This is a genomic window from Pseudacidovorax sp. 1753 (assembly GCF_040544975.1).
Lineage (GTDB): Bacteria > Pseudomonadota > Gammaproteobacteria > Burkholderiales > Burkholderiaceae_C > Xenophilus.
Map to the genome: position 1 here is coordinate 229,744 of NZ_JBEPKY010000011.1, position 21,646 is coordinate 251,389.

23 protein-coding genes are annotated in these 21,646 nt (G+C 70.4%); 12 read left to right on the top strand and 11 right to left on the bottom strand.

Features of this window, described 5'->3' with window-relative positions; genetic code table 11:
• Window positions 1-19: 19 nt before the first annotated feature.
• The 4 genes from ABIC63_RS15850 to ABIC63_RS15865 are packed head-to-tail and all read left to right on the top strand — an operon-like array spanning window position 20 to window position 3,901.
• Entirely contained in the window at window positions 20-1,066 is a 1,047-nt protein-coding gene (locus ABIC63_RS15850) for an ABC transporter substrate-binding protein (RefSeq protein WP_295523849.1), read from the top strand.
• Window positions 1,063-2,190: an ABC transporter ATP-binding protein gene (locus ABIC63_RS15855; protein ID WP_354320454.1), complete on the top strand. Its 1,128-nt coding sequence runs from the start codon at window positions 1,063-1,065 to the stop codon at window positions 2,188-2,190. Before ABIC63_RS15850 ends, ABIC63_RS15855 begins: the two co-directional genes overlap by 4 nt.
• On the top strand, window positions 2,187-3,092 hold the full coding sequence (locus ABIC63_RS15860) for an ABC transporter permease (protein ID WP_354320455.1): 906 nt from the start codon (window positions 2,187-2,189) through the stop codon (window positions 3,090-3,092). Before ABIC63_RS15855 ends, ABIC63_RS15860 begins: the two co-directional genes overlap by 4 nt.
• Window positions 3,089-3,901, top strand: coding sequence for an ABC transporter permease (locus ABIC63_RS15865; protein ID WP_076507401.1), 813 nt, complete (start codon window positions 3,089-3,091; stop codon window positions 3,899-3,901). The genes ABIC63_RS15860 and ABIC63_RS15865 overlap by 4 nt, the downstream gene beginning before the upstream one ends.
• Before the next feature lie 26 nt (window positions 3,902-3,927).
• Here ABIC63_RS15865 and ABIC63_RS15870 read toward each other — a convergent pair whose 3' ends face one another.
• Window positions 3,928-4,731 (bottom strand): Rossmann-fold NAD(P)-binding domain-containing protein, encoded by an 804-nt coding sequence (locus ABIC63_RS15870; protein ID WP_294367920.1) that lies wholly within the window; start codon window positions 4,729-4,731, stop codon window positions 3,928-3,930.
• 102 nt (window positions 4,732-4,833) lie between these two features.
• On the opposite strand from ABIC63_RS15870, the gene ABIC63_RS15875 reads away from it, so the two are divergent.
• The 4 genes from ABIC63_RS15875 to ABIC63_RS15890 all read left to right on the top strand — a co-directional run bounded on the left by ABIC63_RS15875 (window position 4,834) and on the right by ABIC63_RS15890 (window position 7,378).
• Complete coding sequence (locus ABIC63_RS15875; protein ID WP_294367917.1) at window positions 4,834-5,427, top strand: LemA family protein; 594 nt, start codon at window positions 4,834-4,836, stop codon at window positions 5,425-5,427.
• A gap of 182 nt (window positions 5,428-5,609) precedes the next feature.
• The gene (locus ABIC63_RS15880; RefSeq protein WP_354320456.1) at window positions 5,610-6,482 is read left to right on the top strand and encodes a TPM domain-containing protein; all 873 of its coding nucleotides are present in this window, start codon (window positions 5,610-5,612) and stop codon (window positions 6,480-6,482) included.
• Window positions 6,482-7,042: a TPM domain-containing protein gene (locus ABIC63_RS15885; RefSeq protein ID WP_354320457.1), complete on the top strand. Its 561-nt coding sequence runs from the start codon at window positions 6,482-6,484 to the stop codon at window positions 7,040-7,042. The genes ABIC63_RS15880 and ABIC63_RS15885 overlap by 1 nt, the downstream gene beginning before the upstream one ends.
• A 39-nt stretch (window positions 7,043-7,081) precedes the next feature.
• A complete protein-coding gene (locus ABIC63_RS15890) occupies window positions 7,082-7,378 on the top strand; it encodes a hypothetical protein (RefSeq protein ID WP_354320458.1) in 297 nt (98 codons plus the stop codon).
• Window positions 7,379-8,029: 651 nt separating this feature from the next.
• Here ABIC63_RS15890 and ABIC63_RS15895 read toward each other — a convergent pair.
• From ABIC63_RS15895 to argS, 8 genes are all read right to left on the bottom strand, one after another.
• Complete coding sequence (locus ABIC63_RS15895; protein WP_354320469.1) at window positions 8,030-8,503, bottom strand: PIN domain-containing protein; 474 nt, start codon at window positions 8,501-8,503, stop codon at window positions 8,030-8,032.
• A 31-nt stretch (window positions 8,504-8,534) separates the two neighbouring features.
• Window positions 8,535-9,806: a THUMP domain-containing class I SAM-dependent RNA methyltransferase gene (locus ABIC63_RS15900; protein WP_354320459.1), complete on the bottom strand. Its 1,272-nt coding sequence runs from the start codon at window positions 9,804-9,806 to the stop codon at window positions 8,535-8,537.
• A gap of 100 nt (window positions 9,807-9,906) precedes the next feature.
• Window positions 9,907-11,499, bottom strand: coding sequence for an RNA polymerase factor sigma-54 (locus ABIC63_RS15905; RefSeq protein ID WP_354320460.1), 1,593 nt, complete (start codon window positions 11,497-11,499; stop codon window positions 9,907-9,909).
• Between the two features lie 82 nt (window positions 11,500-11,581).
• Window positions 11,582-12,358: an LPS export ABC transporter ATP-binding protein gene (gene lptB, locus ABIC63_RS15910; RefSeq protein ID WP_234193175.1), complete on the bottom strand. Its 777-nt coding sequence runs from the start codon at window positions 12,356-12,358 to the stop codon at window positions 11,582-11,584.
• On the bottom strand, window positions 12,355-13,026 hold the full coding sequence (gene lptA / locus ABIC63_RS15915) for a lipopolysaccharide transport periplasmic protein LptA (protein WP_294367902.1): 672 nt from the start codon (window positions 13,024-13,026) through the stop codon (window positions 12,355-12,357). Before lptA ends, lptB begins: the two co-directional genes overlap by 4 nt.
• A 172-nt stretch (window positions 13,027-13,198) precedes the next feature.
• Window positions 13,199-13,846: a thiol:disulfide interchange protein DsbA/DsbL gene (locus tag ABIC63_RS15920; protein WP_295376215.1), complete on the bottom strand. Its 648-nt coding sequence runs from the start codon at window positions 13,844-13,846 to the stop codon at window positions 13,199-13,201.
• A gap of 93 nt (window positions 13,847-13,939) precedes the next feature.
• Entirely contained in the window at window positions 13,940-14,638 is a 699-nt protein-coding gene (locus tag ABIC63_RS15925; protein ID WP_294367897.1) for an SPOR domain-containing protein, read from the bottom strand.
• A 56-nt stretch (window positions 14,639-14,694) separates the two neighbouring features.
• Window positions 14,695-16,395, bottom strand: a complete 1,701-nt coding sequence (gene argS / locus ABIC63_RS15930) for an arginine--tRNA ligase (protein WP_354320461.1) — start codon at window positions 16,393-16,395, stop codon at window positions 14,695-14,697.
• A 77-nt stretch (window positions 16,396-16,472) separates the two neighbouring features.
• Here argS and ABIC63_RS15935 point away from each other — a divergent pair, with 77 nt between their 5' ends.
• Both ABIC63_RS15935 and ABIC63_RS15940 read left to right on the top strand, forming a co-directional pair.
• Window positions 16,473-17,759 (top strand): EAL and HDOD domain-containing protein, encoded by a 1,287-nt coding sequence (locus ABIC63_RS15935; RefSeq protein WP_354320462.1) that lies wholly within the window; start codon window positions 16,473-16,475, stop codon window positions 17,757-17,759.
• Window positions 17,760-17,951: 192 nt separating this feature from the next.
• Window positions 17,952-18,278, top strand: a complete 327-nt coding sequence (locus ABIC63_RS15940; RefSeq protein WP_294367890.1) for a PsiF family protein — start codon at window positions 17,952-17,954, stop codon at window positions 18,276-18,278.
• Between the two features lie 103 nt (window positions 18,279-18,381).
• On the opposite strand, the gene ABIC63_RS15945 is transcribed toward ABIC63_RS15940, so the two are convergent.
• Both ABIC63_RS15945 and rpe read right to left on the bottom strand, forming a co-directional pair.
• Window positions 18,382-18,834 (bottom strand): DUF2214 family protein, encoded by a 453-nt coding sequence (locus ABIC63_RS15945; protein WP_354320463.1) that lies wholly within the window; start codon window positions 18,832-18,834, stop codon window positions 18,382-18,384.
• 26 nt (window positions 18,835-18,860) lie between these two features.
• Window positions 18,861-19,556: a ribulose-phosphate 3-epimerase gene (gene rpe / locus ABIC63_RS15950; RefSeq protein ID WP_294367887.1), complete on the bottom strand. Its 696-nt coding sequence runs from the start codon at window positions 19,554-19,556 to the stop codon at window positions 18,861-18,863.
• A 78-nt stretch (window positions 19,557-19,634) separates the two neighbouring features.
• Between rpe and apaG the strand changes: the two genes are divergently transcribed.
• A complete protein-coding gene (apaG, locus tag ABIC63_RS15955; RefSeq protein WP_017762174.1) occupies window positions 19,635-20,030 on the top strand; it encodes a Co2+/Mg2+ efflux facilitator ApaG/CorD in 396 nt (131 codons plus the stop codon).
• Between the two features lie 142 nt (window positions 20,031-20,172).
• Window positions 20,173-21,438 (top strand): cation:proton antiporter, encoded by a 1,266-nt coding sequence (locus ABIC63_RS15960; protein WP_354320464.1) that lies wholly within the window; start codon window positions 20,173-20,175, stop codon window positions 21,436-21,438.
• Window positions 21,439-21,646 lie beyond the last annotated feature (208 nt).

Here is a 21,646-nt window from a genome sequence, read left to right on the forward strand (position 1 = left end):
AACTTTCCGGAGTGCTGTCATGACCTTTCCGCTCAACCGCCGCGACCTGCTGGCCCGTGGCCTGGGCACCGCCGCCGCCCTCGGCCTGCCCGCATTTCCCTCACTCGCGGCCGCGCCGCTGGTGATCAACACCTACGGTGGCCGCTGGGAGAAGTTCTGGCGCACCGACCTGATGCCGGCCTTCGAGAAGATCAGCGGCGTCAAGCCCACGCTGGATGTGGGCCTGGGCAAGAACTTCATCGCCAACCTGCGCGCCGCCGGCATCGAGAAGCCGCCCTACAGCGTGCTGATGGTCAACGAGAACATCGCCAGCGTGGTGCGCGGCGAGGGCTACTTCGAGCCCATCCCCGCCGCCAAGGTGCCCAACCTGGCCCATGTCTACCCCAACCTGCGCAACCCGGGCGACAACGGCGTGCGCGGCATCGTCTCGACCATCGGCATCGGCTACCGCAAGGACCTGGTCAAGACGCCGCCCAAGTCCTGGGCCGATCTGTGGAACAACCCCGAGTTCAAGGGCAAGATCGGCCTCTACCAGATCGGCAACACGGCGGCCATGCTGTTCCTGCTGATGACCGCCAAGATCTATGGGGGCTCGCAGGACGCCATCGACCGCGCCTTCGTCGAGATCAAGAAGCTGCTGCCCTTCCAGCAGGCCGACTGGAGCGGCACCCTGTCGACCATGCTCACGCGCGGCGACGTGACGGTGGCGGTGATCGACTTCCCCGAGATCGTGGCGCTCAAGAAGAAGGGCGTGCCGGTCGAGATGGTGGTGCCCAGCGAAGGCGTGGTGGCCTTCGAGCAGTCCTTCAACATCCTCAAGCACGCGCCCGACAAGGAAGCGGCCTACCAGTACCTCAACTTCATCCTGCGGCCCGAGGTGCAGGAGTCGATGGCCAAGGAGTTCTTCACCTCGCCCACCAACACACAGGTGAAGCTGGAGCCGGCGCTGGCCGCCGACGTGCCGATCAGCGGCAAGGCCATGTCCTCCATCGTGCAGTTCGACTGGGCGAAGGTGAACCCGCAGCTGCCGGCGATCACGGATCGCTGGAACCGGGAAATCAAGTGAGCGCAGTCCTGTCCGCGCCGCCCGAGGCGGCGATGTCCACCGCCCGCACAGCCGGCCGGCGCACCACGCGGCTGTCCATCGAGGGGCTGCACAAGCGCTATGCCGGCCATGTGGCCATCCATTCGCTGGACCTGGCCACCCGCGAGGGTGAGTTCATCTCCGTGCTGGGCCCGAGCGGCTGCGGCAAGACCACCACGCTGCGCTGCGTGGCCGGCTTCGAGCATCCCGAGGCCGGGCGCATCTGCATCGACGGCGAGGACATCACCGGCCTGCCGCCCGAGAAGCGCGACATCGGCATGGTGTTCCAGAACTACGCGCTCTTTCCGCACCTGACGGTGCGGCGCAACCTGGCCTTCGGCCTGGAGATGCGCGGCGTGCCGCGCGCCGAGATCGCGCGCCGGGTCGAGGCGGTGCTGGGCATGGTGCAGCTGGGGGCGCTGGCCGAGCGTTTTCCGCGCCAGCTCTCCGGCGGTCAGCAGCAGCGCGTGGCGCTGGCACGCGCCCTGGTGATCGAGCCGCGCCTGCTGCTGCTGGACGAACCGCTGGCCAACCTGGACGCCGTGCTGCGCGAGGACATGCGGGTGTTCATCCGCGACCTGCAGCGGCGCGTGGGCATCACCACGCTCTATGTGACGCACGACCAGGCCGAGGCGATGGTCATGTCCGACCGCGTGGCCGTGATGCTGGGCGGCCAGCTGCAGCAGTTCGACGTGCCCGAGGCCATCTACCTGCGCCCGCGCAGCGTGGAGGTGGCGCGCTTCATCGGCCGCTCCAACCTCATCGAAGGGCGCGTGCGCGCCATCGTGCCCGGGCCTGGCCCGCGGCCGGTGCATACGGTCGACACCGCCCTGGGCCCGGTCGAGGCCGCCTTCCACGAAGCGCTCGAACCCGGCCAGGCCGTGCAGGTGACGCTGCGGCCCGAGGCCATCCACTTCCGCGCCGACGGGCCCTATGCCGGCCGCGTGGCACGCAGCTACTTCCTGGGCAGCACGGTGGAGCATGTGGTCGAGGCCGCCGGCGGCCAGACGCTGCTGGTGCAGACACCGCCCGGCGGACGCCTGCCCGAAGGCGCGCAATGCGGCCTGGCCTTCGAGCCCGGGCATGCCTGGGTCATTCCGGGATGAGCGCGTCCACGCTTGCCGCGCCCACCGCGCTGCCCGCCGCCACGGCGGCGTCCGCGCCGCGCAGCCGCGCCTTCTGGCTGATCGCCCCCGCGCTGGTGCTGCTGGGCGTCTTCCTGCTGCTGCCCTACCTGAACATCGTGCTGATGAGCCTGCGCCCGCCGGCCGTCGGGGCGCCCTACGGCGCGGGCTTCACGCTGGGCAACTACACGCGCGCCTTGACCGACGGCTACCTGCTCGGCGTGCTGGGCGACACGCTGCTGCTGGGCCTGACGGTGACGCCCATCTGCCTGCTGCTGGGCTATCCGGTGGCCTTCCACCTGGCGCGCAGCCGCTCGCGCTGGGCGGGGCTGCTGTATGTGCTGGTGCTCTCGCCGTTGCTGGTGGGCGTGGTGGTGCGCAGCTTCGGCTGGCTGATCCTGCTGTCGGGCAACGGCGTGATCAACCGCGCGCTGATCGACCTCGGCTGGATCGACACCGGCCTGCAGCTGATGAACAACCGCCTGGGCGTGACGATCGCGCTCGTCCACGTGTTCCTGCCCTTCATGATCCTGCCGCTGGTGGGCGTGATCCAGGGCATCGACCCGAGCCTGGAGGCCGCCGCGCGCTCGCTGGGTGCCTCGCGGCTGCGCGCCTTCCTGCGCGTGTCGCTGCCGCTGTCGTGGCCCGGCATCCAGGCCGGCACGGTGCTGGTCTTCGTGCTCACGCTCAGCGCCTATGTCACACCGGTCATGCTGGGCGGGGCGCAGGTCAAGACGGTGTCGGTGCTGGTGGTGCAGAGCCTGATCGACAACTTCCAGTGGCCGGCGGGCGCCGCGCAGGCGCTGGTGCTCACGGCCTGCGGCATGCTCGCGGTGGCCGCCTATGCGCGGCTGACGCGCCGGCTTTCGAGGGGACTGGCATGAACGGATCGATGGTGGCCGACCGCGCGATGGACACGCTGCTGCGCGTCTTCATCGGCGCGGTGTATGCCTTCCTGCTGCTGCCGATCGTGGTGATCGTGCTCATGTCGCTCAACGCGGGCGAGTTCCTGACCTTCCCGCCGCAGGGCCTGTCGCTGCGCTGGTTCGGCGCGCTCTTTGCCAACGAGGGCTTCATGCGGGCCATGGGCACCTCGCTCGCGCTGGCCGCGGCGGCCACCGTGGGCGCCACGCTGATCGGCACCGGCGCGGCGCTGTACGTGGTGCGCCATGCCACCCGCACGCGCGAGGCGCTGCGGCTGCTGCTCATGATGCCGCTGATGCTGCCGGAGATCCTCACCGCCATCGCGCTGCTGTTCTTCCTGTACGCGACGGGCATCGGCACGCGCACCGTGTTCGGGCTGGTGGTGGGCCATGTGCTGGTGACGCTGCCCTACGTCTTCACCAACGTGGCCTCGGCGCTCTACAACCAGGACGCCTCGCTGGAGCAGGCGGCGCGCAGCCTGGGCGCCTCGCCCGCGCGGGCCTTCGCGCGCGTGACGCTGCCGCTCATCAAGCCGGGGCTGATCACCGGCGCGCTGTTCGCCTTCGTGATCTCCTTCGACCTGTTCAACATGTCGCTGCTGCTCAAGGGCGTGGGCATGACCACGCTCCCGCTGCAGCTCTTCGACTACCTGCGCTGGGACTTCGACCCGACGGCCGCCGCCGTGTCCACGGTGAGCATCGTGCTGACGCTGGCGGCGGTGGTGTGGATCGACCGCAGCGTGGGCTTGCGCACGCTGCGCTTCGGCTGAGGGGCCGGTTCGGCGGCGTCGCCTGACTAAGGCGACTTCCAGGCATCACGGGCGGGCCGCGGCGCGTCGCTGCCATCGGGCGCCTCGCCCAGCAGCCAGCGCGCGGCGACCGTGCGGGCGTCCTGCTGCGAGGCGGCCCACACCACCTCCGGCGCGGCCACATGCATGCCGGGCGGCGCGATGCGCAGCGCCTCGTCCAGCAGCTCGGCCACCTTGACGGCGCGCACCGGCCGGTCGGTGGCCGGCACCATGAAACGCAGGCTCGACAGCATCCAGTGCGCCAGGCCGGGGAGCAGGCCGTGCACCAAGTCCGCCGGCTTGCGCGCGGCGCGAAACAGCAGCAGCCGCTCGAAGCCGAGCCCGGCCAGCGCATGCTCGTCGAGGTTGGCCAGGCCGCGCTTGAGCGCATCGGGCAGACGGCCCGCGTCGTGCGGCTGCACCACGGCCAGCGTGTGTGCACCGCAGGCGCGCAGCCAGATGGCGATGGCCAGGAGTTGCGCGGGGTCGGCCGCCCACAGCGCCCGCTCGCGGCCATGGTGCAGCCGCGGCGGGTCGAAGGCGACGATGCCGATGTCCACCGGCAGGCGAGGCCATTCGGCGGGCGGCCGGTCGTCCGGCACCACCACCGGCTGGATGCCGCGCAGCCCCTCGCGCAAGGGCTGGCCGGCCAGCACGCCCACGCGGGCATAGCCGCCCCCGCCACCGAGGCGATGGACCAGCTCGGCCCCCAGCAGGCCGGTGGCGCCGGCGATCAGCAGTGTCTGGAGGGCAGGCGGACGCGCCATCGGCCGACTGGCGGCCTGCAGGGCTTGGAGGGGGTCGAGGGCCATCGGCCTATGCTACTGTCGCCGCTCCACGGGGGTGCGCGGCGCACGGCGCTTCTTTGCCGTCCGCCCAGCCGCACCGCCGTCCATGCTTTTCAAGGAGGTTCGATGACCCGCTGGCTTTGCGCCCTGCTTCTTGCCGCCACCACCCTGCTTTCGGGCTGCGGCTACAACGACTTCCAGCGCCTGGACGAGGCCAGCAAGGCCGCCTGGAGCGAGGTGCTCAACCAGTACCAGCGCCGCGCCGACCTCGTGCCCAACATCGTGGCCTCGGTCAAGGGCGAGGCCAACTTCGAGCAGGAGACGCTCACGCGCGTGGTCGAGGCCCGGGCCAAGGCCACCTCGATCCAGGTCACGCCCGAGACGCTGAACAACCCCGAGGCCTTCAACAAGTTCCAGCAGGCGCAGGGCGAACTCTCCAGCGCTCTGTCGCGGCTGATGGTGGTGGCCGAGCGCTATCCGCAGCTGCAGGCCAACCAGGGCTTCCGCGACCTGCGCGTGACGCTCGAGGGCACCGAGAACCGCATCACCGTGGCCCGCAACCGCTACATCCAGACGGTGGAGGAGTACAACGTGCTGGCCCGCAGTTTCCCGACCAACCTGACGGCCAAGGTGTTCAGCTACGAACCCAAGCCCAACTTCAGCGTGCAGAACGAGGCCGAGATCTCCAAGCCGCCTGTGGTGGACTTCAACAAAAAATAGGCCCACCCCCAGTCTTCGCGCACTTCGTGTCGCTCCGCCAACCCCCTTCCAGGGGGCAACACCAGCGGCCCGGCAAAGCCGGTTCCGCGGTGTTCCCCGCCTTCGCTGCGCCCCGGGCGCGCGGCGCAGTCTGGTATGCCTTCTGGGCTGTACTGGCCGCGCTGTGCCTGAACATGGCTTTCATGGCGGCCGTTTGGGCGCAGGGCCTGCTGCCGGTGCCCGCGCTCACGGCACGCGTGATCGACCAGACCGGCACGCTCACGACCACTGAGGCGCAGGCGCTGGATGCCAAGCTGGCCGAGTTCGAACAGCGCAAGGGCTCGCAGATCGTGGTGCTGATGGTGCCGGCCACGGCGCCCGAGGACATCGCGGCCTATGCCAACCGCGTGGCCAATGCCTGGAAGATCGGCCGCCGCGAGGTCGGCGACGGCGTGCTGGTGATCGTGGCCAAGGACGAGCGCCGCATGCGCATCGAGGTGGCCAAGACGCTGGAAGGCGCCGTGCCCGATCTGGCGGCGGCCCGCATCGTCGATCAGCAGATGAAGCCGGCCTTCCGCACCGGCGACTTCGCCGGCGGCCTGGAGGCCGCCGCCGATGCGCTGATCGCGCGCATCGAGAACGAGGCCCTGCCGCTCCCGATGCCCCAGTCGCACACTGTGCAGAGGCAAGGCCTGCTGGACGTCGACTGGGAGGACCTGGCGGTCTTTGTCTTCTTCGGCGTGGTGCTGGGCGGCCCGCTCCTGCGCAGCCTGCTGGGCAACAAGCTGGGGCCGCTGGCCACCGGCGGGCTGGCTGGCGTGGCGGTGTTCATCGTCACCACCAGCCTGGTGGTGGCCGCGCTGGCGACGGTCGCCGCACTGGTGCTCGCCTTCGTGACGGGCCACCGCGCAGGCTCCGGCCTTGGGGGCCACGGCGGCTCCAGCGGCGGCTGGTCGGGCGGCTGGTCCGGTGGTGGAAGTGGAGGCGGCGGCTGGAGCAGCGGCAGTTCCGGCGGCGGCTTCAGCTCGGGCGGTGGGGGCGATTTCGGTGGCGGCGGCGCCTCGGGAGACTGGTGATGACGACGAACACCGATACCGCCCAGACCCCGCGCCCCGGCCTCATGGCCCGCCTGGCGCGCCTGTGGCGCCACCGCTGGCACGACGAGCACGACGTTCGGCGCCTGCTGCCGCCCGAGGCCGTGGAGCGCCTGGGCCGACGCGTGGCGGCCAGCGAGGCGCGCCACACGGGCCAGGTGCGCATCTGCGTCGAGGCCGGCCTGCCGTGGAGCTACATCCGCCGAGGCGCCAGTGCGCGCGACCGCGCCGTCACGCTGTTCGGCAAGCTGCGGGTGTGGGACACGGCGCAGAACAACGGCGTGCTCATCTACCTGCTGGTGGCCGACCATGCCATCGAGATCCTGGCCGACCGCGGCATCGACGCCCATGTGGACGCCGCCGAATGGGCCGCCATGGCGCAGCGCATGAAGGGCGCCTTCCGCGAGGGCCGCTTCGAGGACGGGCTGACGCAGGCGCTGGAAGAGGTCTCGGCGCTGCTGGTGACGCACTTTCCGGCCGAGGACGGCGCCGAGGCGCCGCGGCGCATGAACGAGTTGCCGGACCTGCCGGTGCTGGTCTGAGCTTCGCCGTTACGGGGGCTTGGCGACGTCGGGATCGCCATGCGTATCCGTGGCATCAGCGGCATCAGCGGCATCAGCGGCATCAGCGGCATCAGCGGCATCAGCGGCTGGGACGGTAACCCGGCAGAGGACGACGGCATGCGCGCTCCCGGTGCACGCTCGCGCCGACCGGCTTGTCGCGCAAGCGGGGTGCTCGCTCTCCACCGACGCGCCTTGCGCACTGCACGGCGCCGCGAATGGCACCTCCGCACGCACACCGTCATCCTCCGCCTCGACGCTGCGCCCGAGCCCTCCCGTTTTCCGGGCCTTGGCATTCTTTGGGTCCTGGTCCTTTGAGTCCTTTGAGTCCTTCGAGTCCTTTGCGTCCTTCGGCTCCTGAGGTCCTGAGGTCCTGGTGCCCTTGGGGTCGTGGGGTCGTGGGGTCGTGGGGTTGTGGGGTCGTGGGGTTGTGGGGTTGTGGGGTTGTGGGGTTGTGGGGTTGTGGGGTTGTGGGGTCGTGGGGTTGTGGGGTCGTGGGTCGTGGGGTCGTGGGCCCTTGGGGTCCTGGGGTCCTGGGGTCCTGGAGACAATGCCGGCCGGTCAACCCAACCCGTTCGGGCTGAGCCTGTCGAAGCCTCGCCCCTATGGGCAGCACACAGGCGAGTCAAGCAGCGCCGGGCACATGCGCCCCGCGCCCTTCTGCCCTTTGACAAGCTCAGGGCGAACGGAGTTAGGACCCGGGCGGCCGAACCCGGCCGTTCGCGCGCAGCGTCGAGGCGGAGGGTGCCGGTGTGCGTGCGGAGGTGCCATTCGCGGCGCCGTGCAGTGTGCAAGGCGCGTCGGTGGAGAGCGAGCACCCCGCTTGCGCGACAAGCCGGTCAGCGCGAGCGTGCACCGGGAGCGCGCATGCCGGCACCCTCTGCCGGGTTAGCGCCCCGATCGCAGGTGCGTCCGCACAACCCACACATCTGACGAAACCCACGCAACCCACACAGCCAGCGCAGCGACTCAGGGCCAGAGTTCCACGCCCAGCCCCGCCAACCGCTTGCGCATCGCCCGCACGGCCTTGTCCTTGCTCAGCAGCCGCGCCCGGTGCGCCACGGCCAGGTCGATGAACACCTGGTCGTCCGGGTCGGCGCAGGTGAAGGGCGCCTTGGCCGCAGGCGGCTGCAGCTGCGCATGCCGGTCGAAACAGGCCAGCACGTCGTCCACCGACAGGCCGTAGAAGGCCCGCCGCGGCGCGATCTGCGGATAGTCCAGCACGCGGGCCAGCTCGACACGCATCGGGGCCGTCGCCAGCCACCGGTGCTGGCCGGCCTCCAGCGCCGCACGCAGCGGCCTGGCGGCAGCATCGTCGAAGACGAAGAGGTCGAGCACGATGTTGGTGTCGATGACCACGGCGGTCACTTCGGGTTGCGCAGCGGCATCCACCTCGGCACCGCCCGCAGCCGACGAGACCGGCCCGCCCATGTCCGCCGCCATGCGGCTCACCGCGCGCGTCCCTGACGCGGCGTCATGCCGCTGGCGCCGTGCGCGCCGAACCCGCCACCATGTCGAAGCGCAGCAGCCGGCATTCGATGGGGCCGTTCCACATCGGCACGCGGCGCGACTCCTTCAGGCGCATGCGCTGCGGCAGCTTCATGTCGGGCGTGAGCACCCAGGCCGTCCAGCCCGCGAAATTGCGCTTCCAGTGCGTGGCCAGTTGCGGGAAGAAGTCATCGCCGCCGTCGGCGCCCGATTCGGTCTGCGCCACCTCGCGCCCGCCCGGCCCGCGCCGCCCCGCGTTGGCGCCGGCGACGCCGCCCACGGCGATGCGCTCGCCATACGGCGGGTTGAGCAGGATCACGCCGCCGCCCTCGACCGGGGGCATGCGCTGCAGCGCGTCACCGCCGCGCAGTTGCAGCCGGTCGGCCACGCCGGCGCGCTCGGCATTGCGCTGCGCGAAGTCGACCATGCGGTGCGACACGTCGCTGCCAAAGACCCGCACCGAGCCCGCAGCGCGCGCGTCGGCGGGAGCCAGCGCCTCCTCGCGCATCGCGCGCCAGAGTTCGGCGCGGTGCAGCAGCAGCGCCTCGAAGCCGAAGCGCCGCGAGGCACCGGCCGGCACGCCGGCGGCCAGGAGCGCGGCCTCGATGGGAATGGTGCCGCTGCCACAGCAGGGGTCGTACAGCGGCTGCTCGGAAACCACACCGGTTTCCGGATCCCACCAGCCGCTGGCGGCCAGCATGGCCGCGGCCAGGGTCTCCTTGAGCGGAGCGTCGCCCTTGTCCACGCGCCAGCCGCGCTTGAACAGCGGCTCGCCGCTGGTGTCGATGTAGAGCGTGACCTCTTCGGCTGTCAGGTGGGCGAAGACGCGCACATCGGGAAAGCGCGTCTCCACGCTGGGCCGCACGCCGCCGGCGCGGGCGCGGAAGCGGTCGGCGATGGCGTCCTTGATCTTGAGCGTGGCGAAGTTGAGGCTCTGGAGCGGGCTGCCCTGCGCCGTGAGCTCGACCTTGAAGGTCTGGCGCGGCTGGAACCACATCTCCCAGGCGATGCCCGAGGCGGCTTCGTACAGGTCGGCCTCGCTGCGATAGGGCCGGTGCGCCAGCTGCACCAGCACCCGCTGCGCCAGCCGGCTCTTGAGGTTGAGCGCCTGCACGTCGCGCCAGGCGCCCATCACCCGCACACCGCCGCGCAGCACCCGCAGGTCGTCGCCGCTGCGGCCAGTGATGGCATGCACCTCGGCGGCCAGGAGGTCTTCCACGCCGGCGGCGCAGGGCAGAAAAAGGATCAGTTCGTTCACGGCTTCGTCGTCCGAAAAAATGAGGTGGCCGGCCACCGCGATTCGCCGGCACGCCGATCGGAAGCCCCGGCCCGCGTGCAGGCCAGGAACAAGGCGGCTCCTAGAGCGCCTTGCGCAGGTTGGCCGGCGCGATGCGCAGCGCCTCACGGTACTTGGCCACCGTGCGGCGGGCGCATTCGATGCCCTGCTCCTTGAGCATGTCCGAGATCTGGCTGTCCGACAGCGGCTTCTTGACGTTCTCCGAGCCGACGAACTGCTTGATCAGCGCCCGCACGGCCGTGCTGGACGCATTGCCGCCGGTCTCGGTGCCCAGGGCAGAGCCGAAGAAGTACTTCAGCTCCACCGTACCGAAGGGCGTGGACATGTACTTGGCGGTGGTCACCCGGCTGATGGTCGACTCGTGCAGGCCCAGTTCGTCGGCGATCTCGCGCAGCACCAGCGGGCGCATGGCCAGCTCGCCGTGGATGAAGAAGTTCTTCTGCCGCTCCACGATGGCGTTGGACACGCGCAGGATGGTGTCGAAGCGCTGCTGGATGTTCTTGATGAACCAGCGCGCCTCCTGCAACCGCTGGCTCAGGGCCTGGCTGCCCTCGCCCTTGTGCGACTTGAGCGCGCCGGCATAGATGTCGTGCACGCGCAGCCGCGGCATCACGTCGGGGTTGAGCTGCACGCGGAACTTGATGTTGCTGCCGCGCCCGCTGCGGGTGACGATGACGTCGGGCACGATCACGTGCCGCTCCACATCGACGAAGCGCCGCCCGGGCTTGGGCTCCAGCCGCGCGATCAGTTGCGACGCCTGGCGCACCAGGTCCTCGTTGCTGCGGGTGAGCACGGCCAGGCGCTTGAAGTCGCGCTTGGCCAGAAGGTCCATGGGCTGCTTGCAGATGGCCAGGGCGACCTTGCGGACCTGGTCTTCCTCGTCGCTGTCGTCCGCGTCGGCGCCGGCGCGCAGCTGGATGGCCAGGCATTCGCCCAGGTCGCGCGCGCCCACGCCCAGCGGGTCCAGGCTCTGCAGCAGGCCCAGCGCCACCTGGAAGTGGTGGATCAGCTCGTCGAACTCGTCGTTGTCGTCGCCGGCCAGGGCCGAGGCCAGGGCCGGGAGCGAATCCTCCAGGTAGCCGTCGTCGTTGAGCGATTCGATCAGGAAGCGCAGCGCGGCCGAGTCCTCGGGCGTGAGGCGCAGCGACAGCGCCTGGCGGTGCAGGTGGGCCTGCAGCGACTCCTGGCTGCGCGCCAGCTCGGTGGCGTCGGCGCGCTCGTCGTCGTCCTGGCTGCTGCTGTTGTTGCGCGCCGGGGCGTCGCCGCCCCATTCGCTGTCGTCGGGCGAGAACTCCACGGTGCCGTCGCCGTCCCAGTCGGGCTCGGCGTCGACGCTCTCGGTGGCGGGCGCGTCGGCCTCTGCCACGGCGGTGTCGCTGCTGCTGCTCGACGTGCTGCTGGCGCTGGCCGTGGCGGCGTAGTCGGTGCCGTCCTCGCGCTCGTCGCGGGGCACGGGGGCGTCGGCCGCCTCCAGGCCGAACTCCTCGCGCGGCGCCTCCTCGGCCAGACGCTCCAGGAAGGGGTTGTCGTCGAGCATCTGCTCGACCTCCTGGCTCAGCTCCAGCGTCGAGAGCTGCAGCAGCCGGATCGACTGCTGCAGCTGCGGCGTGAGCGCCAGATGCTGCGAGACGCGCAGCGACAGGCCCTGCTTCATGGACGGCCTCCCACGGTGTGCGCGGCCACGGGCAGGATGGGAGGGGCGCCGGAAGGACGGAACGCGGAAACAGGCACCCTGGCTACATCCGGAAGTGTTCGCCCAGGTACACGCGGCGCACCTCGGCGTTGTCGACGATCTCGGAGGGCGTGCCCTGCGCCAGCACCTGGCCGTCGCTGATGATGAAGGCGTGGTCGCAGATGCCCAGCGTCTCGCGCACGTTGTGGTCGGTAATCAGCACGCCGATGCCGCGCTCCTTGAGGAAGCTGATGATCCGCTGGATCTCGATCACGGCGATGGGGTCGATGCCGGCGAAGGGCTCGTCCAGCAGGATGAAGCGCGGCTGCGTGGCCAGCGCGCGGGCGATCTCCACGCGACGCCGCTCGCCGCCCGACAGCGCCAGCGCCGGCGAGTCGCGCAGGTGGTCGACGCGCAGGTCGGCCAGCAGCTCGGACAGGCGCTGCTCGATGCGATCGCGCGAGAGGGGCGCCATGCGACCGCGGGCGTCGGGCTCCTCCTGCAGCTCGAGCACGGCGCGCACGTTCTCCTGCACCGTCAGCTTGCGGAAGATCGACGCCTCCTGCGGCAGGTACGACAGGCCCATGCGCGCCCGGCGGTGGATGGGCATGTGCTCCACGGCCTCGCCGTCGATGCTGATCTGGCCAGCATCGGCCCGCACCAGGCCGACGATCATGTAGAAGGACGTGGTCTTGCCGGCGCCGTTGGGGCCCAGCAGGCCGACGACCTCGCCCTTCTGCACGTCGAGCGAGACGTTCTTGACCACCTTGCGGCTGCCGTAGCTCTTCTGCAGGCCACGCGCCTGCAGCCGGCTGCCGCCCGCCGGCACCGCGACGCTCACCGGCTGCCCCCGTTCTGGCCCGACAGCGAGCCGCTCTGGCGCAGCGGCGCGCCGGTGCGCGGGCCGGGGGCCGGCACCTGCGTGGGCTCGGTGCTGCGCGGCGACAGGATGGCCCGCACGCGGCCGCCCGGCTGCTGGGTGCCGCCCGGCGGCGGCGGGGCGCCATTGACGGTGAAGGTGTCGTTGGTCTGGTTGTAGGTGATCAGCGGGCCGGAGGTCTCGTCGGTGACGGTGGTGCCGGTCAGCCGGCGCATGACGGCGCGACGGATGAACTTGACGGTGTCGGCGCGGCCGTCGTACTCGATGACCTCGCCCTCGCCCTCGATCCACTCGTCGTTGCCGCCATCGCGGCGCTGCTTGAAGTAGCCGCGCTGGCCCGGGTCGGCGGTGACCACGCCGTACTGGTAGCCCTCCGGGTCCTGCCGGACCTCGACGCGGGTGCCGCGGATGAGCAGCGTGCCCTTGGTGACCACCACCCGACCCGTGAAGATGCTGGTCTGCTTCAGGTCGTCATAGCGCAGCGAGTCGGCCTCGATGTTCATCGGCTGGTTGCGGTCGGCCTTCTCGGCCTGGGCCGCGGCGGCCAGGCCCAGCGCGGCCACGAGGACCATGGCACGGCCGAGGCGGCGCCAGGGAAGGGAGATCGTGGAGTGCGAGGGATGGGTCATAAAGGCACGGAACTTGCTCTTGATTGTAGGCCCGGCTTTGTCTCAAACCGGCGGCCGCGGTGAATGTCCCGCGCTTGCATTCCGGTAGCGCGCACCGTCGGCAGGGCGCGCGGCACACCCGCAATGAAAAGGCCCGCCGAAGCGGGCCGGGGCGCTGGGGCGGGGCGTCGGCTCAGCCCTTGCGCGATTCGGCCGCCAGGGCCTCCACGATCTGCAGGGCGCGGTCGAGCGAACCGGCCAAGTCGCCGTCCACATAGTAGCGGCCGGCCACCCCGAAGGCGGGCACGCCGGCCACCTGGTAGGCCTCGGTCATCTGGCTGGCACGCTTGGCCTTGCCGGCGACGCCGAAGGACTTGAAGGTTTCCTCGAACTTCTTGGCGTCCAGGCCAGGCTGCTTGCCGGCCCACTCGATCACGGCGGCGTCGCCGAAGATGCGTTGGCGGTCGACGTGGATGGCCTGGAAGATCTTCATCTGGAACTCGTCGACCTTGCCCATGGCCTCGAGCGTGTAGTAGAGCTTCTGCTTGGTCTCGACGTCGTTGCCCACGAAGGGCACCGGGATGCGGCGGAAGGCCACGTAGGGCTGCAGCTTCTTGATCCAGGGTTCGAGCTTGGGCTCGAAGGCAGCGCAGTGTGGGCAGTTGTACGAGAAGAACTCGGCCACCTCGACCTTGCCGGCCGGCGCATCGACCGGGGCCGGCTTGCCCAGCGTCACGTAGTCCTTGCCGGCCTTGAAGGCGGAGGCGGGGGTCTGGGCATGGGCCGCCAGGGGGGCCAGCGTCACGGCCGCGGCGGCCAGCGAAAAGTCACGACGTTTCAAGCGATTTCTCCAACAGGGATGCAGACACAGAGCACGTCGGGCGGCAGCGAGTTCCGGCGATCTGCCGCGCCCGACGGCAACAGGGCAAGGCACTCAGCGCTGGACGCGCACCAGGGCGGCGTCGAAGCCGGCGCCGTCCAGTCGTTCCTTCAGCCGGTCAGCGTCGTCCTTCTTGCTGTACGGACCCGCGCGCACCCGGAAGACGGGACGGCCGGCCTGCTCACGCTCGGTGACGCGCACCTCCACGCCCATCAGCGAGAGCTTGGCGCGCTGGGCCTCGGCGTCGTCGCTGGTGCGGAAGGCACCCGCCTGCACGAAGTACACGAAGGGGTCGGACGCCGCATCGCCGCCGCTGGCGGGCAGGCCGGCGCGCGCGCGGGCCAGGTCGCCCAGCGGATCGGCCGAGGGCGGCGGATTCGCTGCCTGCGGCGCGCGCGGCATGGCCGGCGTGACGGCCGTCGGCGGCGTGGCGGCCTGGGGCGGGGTGCCAGGCTGGGCGGCGATGGCCGGCACCGGCGGGGCGGTGGTCACGGGCGGATTGCCGCCGGCCGGCGCACCCGGCGTGGCCGGCGGCTTGGACGGCTGCTTGCCATACAGCGGCGAATTGGGGTCCCAGTCGCGGTTCTTGCGGGCCTCGGCCTCGTCCTGCTCGGCAGCGCGGGGCTGGGTCTTGGTCATGAACGGGATCGGCACCTTGGTGACGTACACCGCCACGCCGAGCGCCACGCCCAGGCCGAGCACGAGCCCGACGATGAGGCCGATGGCGAAATTGCCCTGTTGTCTGGATCTCATGGATTGCCTTGCTGCTGCAGCGCCACCGGCGCGCCGGGGTGGGATTGTGCGGGCTCTCACATCTTGCGCGGCGCGCTGACGCCCAGCACCGACAGGCCGTTGGCAAGCACCTGCGCGCAGGCGGCGACCAGCGCCAGGCGGGCGCGCTTGGTGGGCACGTCGTCCACCAGGATGCGCTCGGCGTCGTAATAGCTGTGGTACGCCGCGGCCAGTTCGCGCAGGTAGAAGGTGACGTCGTGCGGCGCGAAGTCGCGCGCGGCGGCGGCCAGCATCTCAGGGTATTTGGCCAGCAGCAGCATCAGCGGCTGGGCGGCCTCGGTGGCCAGCGGCGCCAGTTCGGTGCCCTTGAGCGCCGCGGCGTCCACGCCTTCCCTGTCCAGCACCGAGCAGATGCGCGCATGGGCGTACTGCACGTAGAAGACCGGGTTGTCGTTGTTCTGAGCCACGGCCAGGTCGACGTCGAAGGTGTATTCGGTGTCGGGCTTGCGGCTGAGCAGGAAGAAGCGCACGGCGTCGGTGCTGGTCCATTCGATCAGGTCGCGCAGCGTGACGTAGCTGCCGGCGCGCTTGCTGATCTTGACCTCCTGGCCGCCGCGCACCACGCGCACCATGGTGTGCAGCACGTAGTCGGGGTAGCCCTCGGGAATGCCGACACCCGCCGCCTGCAGGCCGGCGCGCACCCGGGCGATGGTGCCGTGGTGGTCGGTGCCCTGGATGTTGACCACCTTGTGGAAGCCGCGCTCCCACTTGGCGATGTGATAGGCGACGTCGGGCACGAAATAGGTGTATGTGCCATCCTTCTTGCGCATGACCCGGTCCTTGTCGTCGCCGTAGTCGGTGGAGCGCAGCCACAGGGCGCCGTCCTGCTCGTAGGTCTTGCCGGCCTCGATCAGCTTGTTCACCGTCGCCTCGACCCGGCCGCTGGTGTACAGGCTGGACTCCAGGTAGTACTGGTCGAAGCGCAGCTTGAAGGCCTGCAGGTCCTTGTCCTGCTCGTTGCGCAGGTAGGCGACGGCGAACTGGCGGATGTTCTCGGTGTCGTTGACGTCGCCGTTGGCGGTGAATTCGCGGTCGTCGGCGCGGACGGTCTTCTTCGCCAGGAAGTCGTCGGCGATGTCCTGGATGTAGTCGCCGTTGTAGAAGGCCTTGCTGGCGGGGTTGTCAGGGTCGGTGGGCCAGCAGTCGTCGCCCGGCTTGAAGCCCTTGGCGCGCAGCTGCGTGCTCTTGGTCAGCGTCTCGATCTGAACGCCCGCGTCGTTGTAATAGAACTCGCGGTGGACGGCCTGGCCCTGCGTCGTCAGCAGGTTGCAGATGGCGTCGCCCAGCGCGGCCTGCCGGCCGTGGCCCACGTGCAGCGGTCCGGTCGGGTTGGCCGAGACGAATTCGACCAGCACCTTCTCGTCCGGGCGCACCGGCTGGCTGCCGAAGGCGGCACCGGCGTCGAGCACCTCGTGCACCACCTGCTGCTTGGCGGCCGGCTTGAGGCGGATGTTGAGGAAGCCGGGGCCGGCGATCTCGATGGCATCGACCCAGCGCGCGTACGCAGGCGTGTCGAGCAGCGCATTGCGCAGCTCTTCGCCGAGCTGGCGAGGGTTCTTCTTGAGCGGTTTGGCCAATTGCATGGCCGCGGTGCAGGCCAGGTCGCCATGGGCGGCGACCTTGGGGGATTCGAAGGCCGCCCGGCTGCCGGCGCCCGGCTCGAATTGCTCGAGCACCTGGGCCAGCGCCGCCAGAAGGTCCTGTTTGACGGTAAGCATCGAAGGATTTTAGGCGGGCGTGCCAGGCCGCCCCGGGCGCAAACGCTTACGATCCTTTAAGAAAAATTCACTAAAAGATGCGCCACGACGCCGCGGAGGCCCTCTACATCGGCCGCCAGCCCATCCTGGGACGGGACCAGCAACTGCACGCCTATGAACTGCTGTTCCGCAGTGGCCATGCCGCGGGTGCCCAGGTGCTCGACGGCGCCCAGGCCACAGCCACGGTGATCGTCAACGCCTTCGCCGAACTGGGCATGGCCCATGCCCTGGACGGTCATCCCGCCTATATCAACGTCGACACCCAATTGCTCTTCAGCGACGTGCTGGAGCTGCTGCCCCGCCAGGCGGTGGTGCTGGAGATCCTGGAGTCGGTCCCCGCCACGCCAGCCGTGCTGCAGCGCTGCCTGCACCTGCGCGAGGCGGGCTTCACGCTGGCGCTGGACGACGTGGTGGACTTCGATGCCCGCACGGCCGCCCTGCTGCCGCTGGCGCGCGTGGTCAAGGTCGACCTGCTGCCCCTCGCCGCGGATGCCGTGGCCCCGCTGGTGCGGCGCCTCCGCGCGGCGGCGCCGGCGGTCCTGCTGCTGGCCGAGAAGGTGGAGCGGCGCGAGCAGTTCGACGCCTGCCTGGCGCTGGGCTTCTCGCTCTTCCAGGGCTACCACTTCGCGCGGCCGACGATCATCGCCGGCCGCCGCCTGGGTCATTCGCAGCACACGCTGATCCGGCTGATGGGTCAGCTGGGCGCCGATGCCGACAGCGGTGCGCTGGAGGAAACGCTCAAGCCCGAGCCCGGCCTGACCATGAACCTGCTGCGCATGGCCAACGCCGCAGGCGCCGGGGCCACGCGCGCGGTCACCTCGCTGCGCGACGTGATCCAGGTGCTGGGCCGCCGCCACCTGCAGCGCTGGGTGCAACTGCTGCTGTTTGCCGCCGATGCCCGGGGTGGCACGGCCAGCCCCCTGCTGCTGATGGCCGCCACCCGCGGCCGGCTCATGGAATCGGCGGCCCAGTTGCTGCGTCCGCGCGATGCGGGCCTGGCAGATGGTGCCTTCATGGTGGGGATGATGTCGCTCATGCCCGCCGTGGTGGGGCTGGCCATGGAAGACATCCTCGGCCCGCTGCGGCTGGCCCCGGCCATCGACCGGGCCCTGCGCGACGGCGCCGGGCTGCTGGGCGAGTTGCTGGCCCTGGCGCAGGCCAGCGAAAGCGGCAACCTGCAAGGGCTGGCCCAGGCCCTGCAGGCCCACCCCGACCTCTCGCCGGCCCTGTTCAACCAGGCCCAGGCCGAGGCCCTGGAATGGGCGCACGCCATCGGCCGCGGAACGGCACTGGCCGGCGCAGGCGGATCGATCGGCGCGGGCTGACCCGGCGGCACGTCAGGCCGCTCGCCGCGCCGCGCTCCGCCTCGCCTCGCCTCGCCTCGCGCTGGTGCGATTGCAAACTTTCGTTTCATCGTTCGTCGTCATCGCAACCTTTGCGAACCGCGTTGCATGAAAGCCTGGCGCCGCCGGGCCGGTGCCCGAGGGGCGCCGCTTGAGCCGGAAGGACAACCACCCATGAAAAAGCTCGCTTCCCTGATCGCCCTGGGCGCCGCCCTGTCGTTCAACGCCTTCGCCCAGACGCCCACCCCGGCGGCAGCGGCCGCCGAGAAGGCGCCGACCGCGCAGCAGAGCAAGATGAAGACCTGCAACGCCGACGCCGGCGACAAGAAGGGCGACGAGCGCAAGGCCTTCATGAAGCAGTGCCTGTCGGCCAAGCCGGCCAAGGCCGCCACGCAGCAGGACAAGATGAAGAGCTGCAACGCCGACCCCAAGGCCAAGACCCTCAAGGGCGACGAGCGCAAGGCCTTCATGAAGGAATGCCTGAGCGCCAAGGCCGCCTGAGGCGGGCGCCCGCGTCCACGACCACGAAGCCCGGCCGACGCCGGGCTTTTTGCCGGGCGCCGTCGTCGCGCGGATGCCGGCGGTCGGCGGCTCGCGCCGTCGCCTACTTGCCGAAGCCGCGCGCCAGGAAGACGGCGAACAGCGGGATCAGCGCGATGAGGTGCGCCTGCACCATCACCAGCCGGCGCGTGCGGAGCACCTCCTCGGCGCCCGGCAGTGCGCCGCCCTGGCGCTGCGCGCGCACCCAGCGGCGGAAGGTCAGCGTCGGGAAGATCGAGATCAGCCCCACGATCACGAACAGCGTCACCTTCACGTGCAGCAGCGGGTTGGTCCAGTACCAGGCGCTGCCCTTGACGCCCAGGAAGGTGCGCACCAAGCCGGTGGCCAGCACGGCGATGGCGGCAATGCCGTAGATCAGGTCGACCTTGGCCAGCCGCTCCACCGCCTTGGCGTTGAGCCATTCGATGCGGCACAGCGCGGCCTCGCTGGAGATGAACACCACCATCGTCAGGATGGCGAGCAGGTGCAGGTAGGCCAGGATGGCTTCGAGCGTCACGGCGGACTCCGGAGATGGAAAGGCGTTCAGCGGGCCAGGTTGGCGCGCATGGTGTCGATCACCGTGCGGTAGTCGGGCGCGTTGAAGATCGCGCTGCCGGCCACGAAGGTGTCGGCGCCGGCGGCGGCCACGCGGGCGATGTTGTCGGCCTTGATGCCACCGTCCACCTCCAGCCGGATGTCGCGGCCGCTGGCGTCGATGCGCTTTCGCACCAGCTCGATCTTGCGCAGCGCCGAGTCGATGAAGCTCTGGCCGCCGAAGCCGGGATTGACGCTCATGATCAGCACCAGGTCGATCTCGTCCAGCGTCCAGTCCAGCACCTCCAGCGAGGCCGCCGGGTTGAACACCAGCCCCGGCTTGCAGCCGGCCGCGCGGATGGCCTGGATGCTGCGGTGCACATGCGGCGAGGCGTCGGGGTGGAAGCTGATGTAGTCGGCACCGGCCTTGGCGAAGGCGGCGGCCAGGGCGTCGACCGGCTGGATCATCAGGTGCACGTCGATGGGCACCGGCCGGCCGTCGGGCGTTTTGGCGTGCGGCTTGAGCGCCTCGCACACCATCGGGCCGAAGGTGAGGTTGGGCACATAGTGGTTGTCCATCACGTCGAAATGGATCCAGTCGGCGCCGGCGGCGATCACGTCGCTCACTTCGGCGCCCAGCCGGGCGAAGTCGGCCGAGAGGATGGACGGGGCGATGCGGTGGGTCGTGGGGCGGCTCGTCGTCATGGACGCGGATTCTCGCCGCAGGCCCGCCCTTGACCCGCGGACCCGGCCGGAAGACCCGCGTTGTTAACATTCCGCGCCATGCCCCAGCACCCGATGCGCGTCGAGGTCGAGCCTCGCTACCTGCCCGAGCAGTCCTCGCCGGAAACCGGGCTCTACGCCTTCGCCTACACGATCACCGTGACCAACGTGGCGCTGTTCCCGATCCAGCTGATCGCCCGCCACTGGGTGATCGAGGACATCTCCGGCCATGTGCAGGAGGTGCGCGGCCTGGGCGTGGTGGGGCGCCAGCCGCTGCTGTCGCCGGGCCAGTCCTTCCGCTACACCAGCGGCTGCCAGCTCAAGGCGGCCAGCGGTACGATGCGCGGCAGCTATTTCGTGGTGAGCGAGGACGCCGAACGCTTCGACGTGCCCATCGCCGCCTTCGTGCTCGACGCCGGAACGGGTTCCGACCCCGGCCCGCGCATCCTGCACTGAGGATCGCCCGGCGCTGCGGCGCCGATGACCCCGGGACCCGACCGCGCGCTGGCGCCGCGGGCCCTGTCGGAAGGCCGAATGACGAAGGCGCCGCCGAGCGGTGCCGGCGCTGTCCGGACCTTCCCAGACCATTGCCAGCCTGATGAATCTTCTTTCCTCCGACCTGCTGGGCTTCCTGTCCGGCTGGATGAGACCGACAGTCGGCCTGCCGACCGTGTGGTGGGCGCTGCTGATCGCGGCGGCGGCCGCAGCCGGCCACCTGGTGCAGCGCTACATGGGCCTGCCCAAGGTGGTGGGCTATTCGCTGGTGGGCACCGTCGTTGGCCTGGCCGGCTTCGAGGGTGCGGTGTGGCCGCTGCAGGGCACGGCGCTCTACCTGATGGAGCTGGGCGTGGCCATCGTGCTCTTCGAGGCCGGCGGGCGCCTGCCGCTGGGCTGGTTCCGCCGCAACCCGATGGTGCTGGCGCAGAGCCTGGCCGAGTCGGGCCTGACCTTCGCCGCCGTCTGGTGGACGCTGCGCGCCTTCGACGTGCCGCCCTCGGTGATCGCCCCACTGGCGCTGATCGCGGTGGCGGCCTCGCCGGCCGTGCTGTCCCGCGTGGTGATCGACATCCGCGCCTCCGGCCCGGTGACCGAGCGGGCACTGGCGCTGTCCACGCTCAACACGCTGTATGCGCTGACACTGGCCTATGTCTTCGCGGGCCGGCTCGAGAACTCGCCGCAGGGCTTCATGGAGAACTTCCATCCCATCCTGACGGTGCTGGGCCTGTCCTTCGTGGTGGGCGCGGTGATGGCGCTGGCCCTGCGCTCGGCGCTGCGGGTGATGAGCCCGACGAGCGAGAACACCTCGATCCTGCTGCTGGCGATCATCGGTGCCGGCGCGGCCGTGGCCAGCGCCTGGGGCGGCGCGGCGCCGCTGGCGGCGCTGATCGGCGGCGTGCTGCTCAAGGGGCTGAATCCGCGGCCCTGGGTCTGGCCGCGCCAGTTGGGCACCGCGGCCTCGCTGGTGACCATGCTGATGTTCGTGCTGGTCTCCATCGTCGCGGCGCAGGCGGAATGGAACCTCACCGTGGCCACCGTGGTGCTGGCGCTGATCGGTGCGCGCGCCGTGGCCAAGATCGCCGGCGTGGCGCTGGCCAATCCGGGCAGCGGCACCAGCTGGCGCCAGGCGCTGTGGATCGGCTGCGCGATGGCGCCGCTGTCGTCCATCGCGCTGCTGATCGCATCGGGCTTCGTCACCGCCTCGCCGCTGCTGGGCCACCTGATCACGCAGGTCGCGTTGCCGGCCATCCTGCTGATGGAGGTGCTGGGCGCGGTGCTGGCCACCGTGGCCCTCTATGGCGCCAAAGAAAGCTCGCGGCCCTGGGCCCCCGAGGCCTTCACCGCCCCCGAGGACACGCAGCGATGAGCGCCCGCCCGGCCGCTTCGACGCCGAAGGAACAGCCATGAGACATCCGGTGTCAACCCTCTTGAGAAATTTCGATGCGACAAGCGCTGGAATGGACGGCGGGGTCGTAGGCACAGCCATCGGTCCAGATACGCCAGAGCACACGAGTCCAGGCGCGAGCCAATATGCGCACTGCGTGCGGATGATCGCAGCCGCGCTTGCGCGCGGC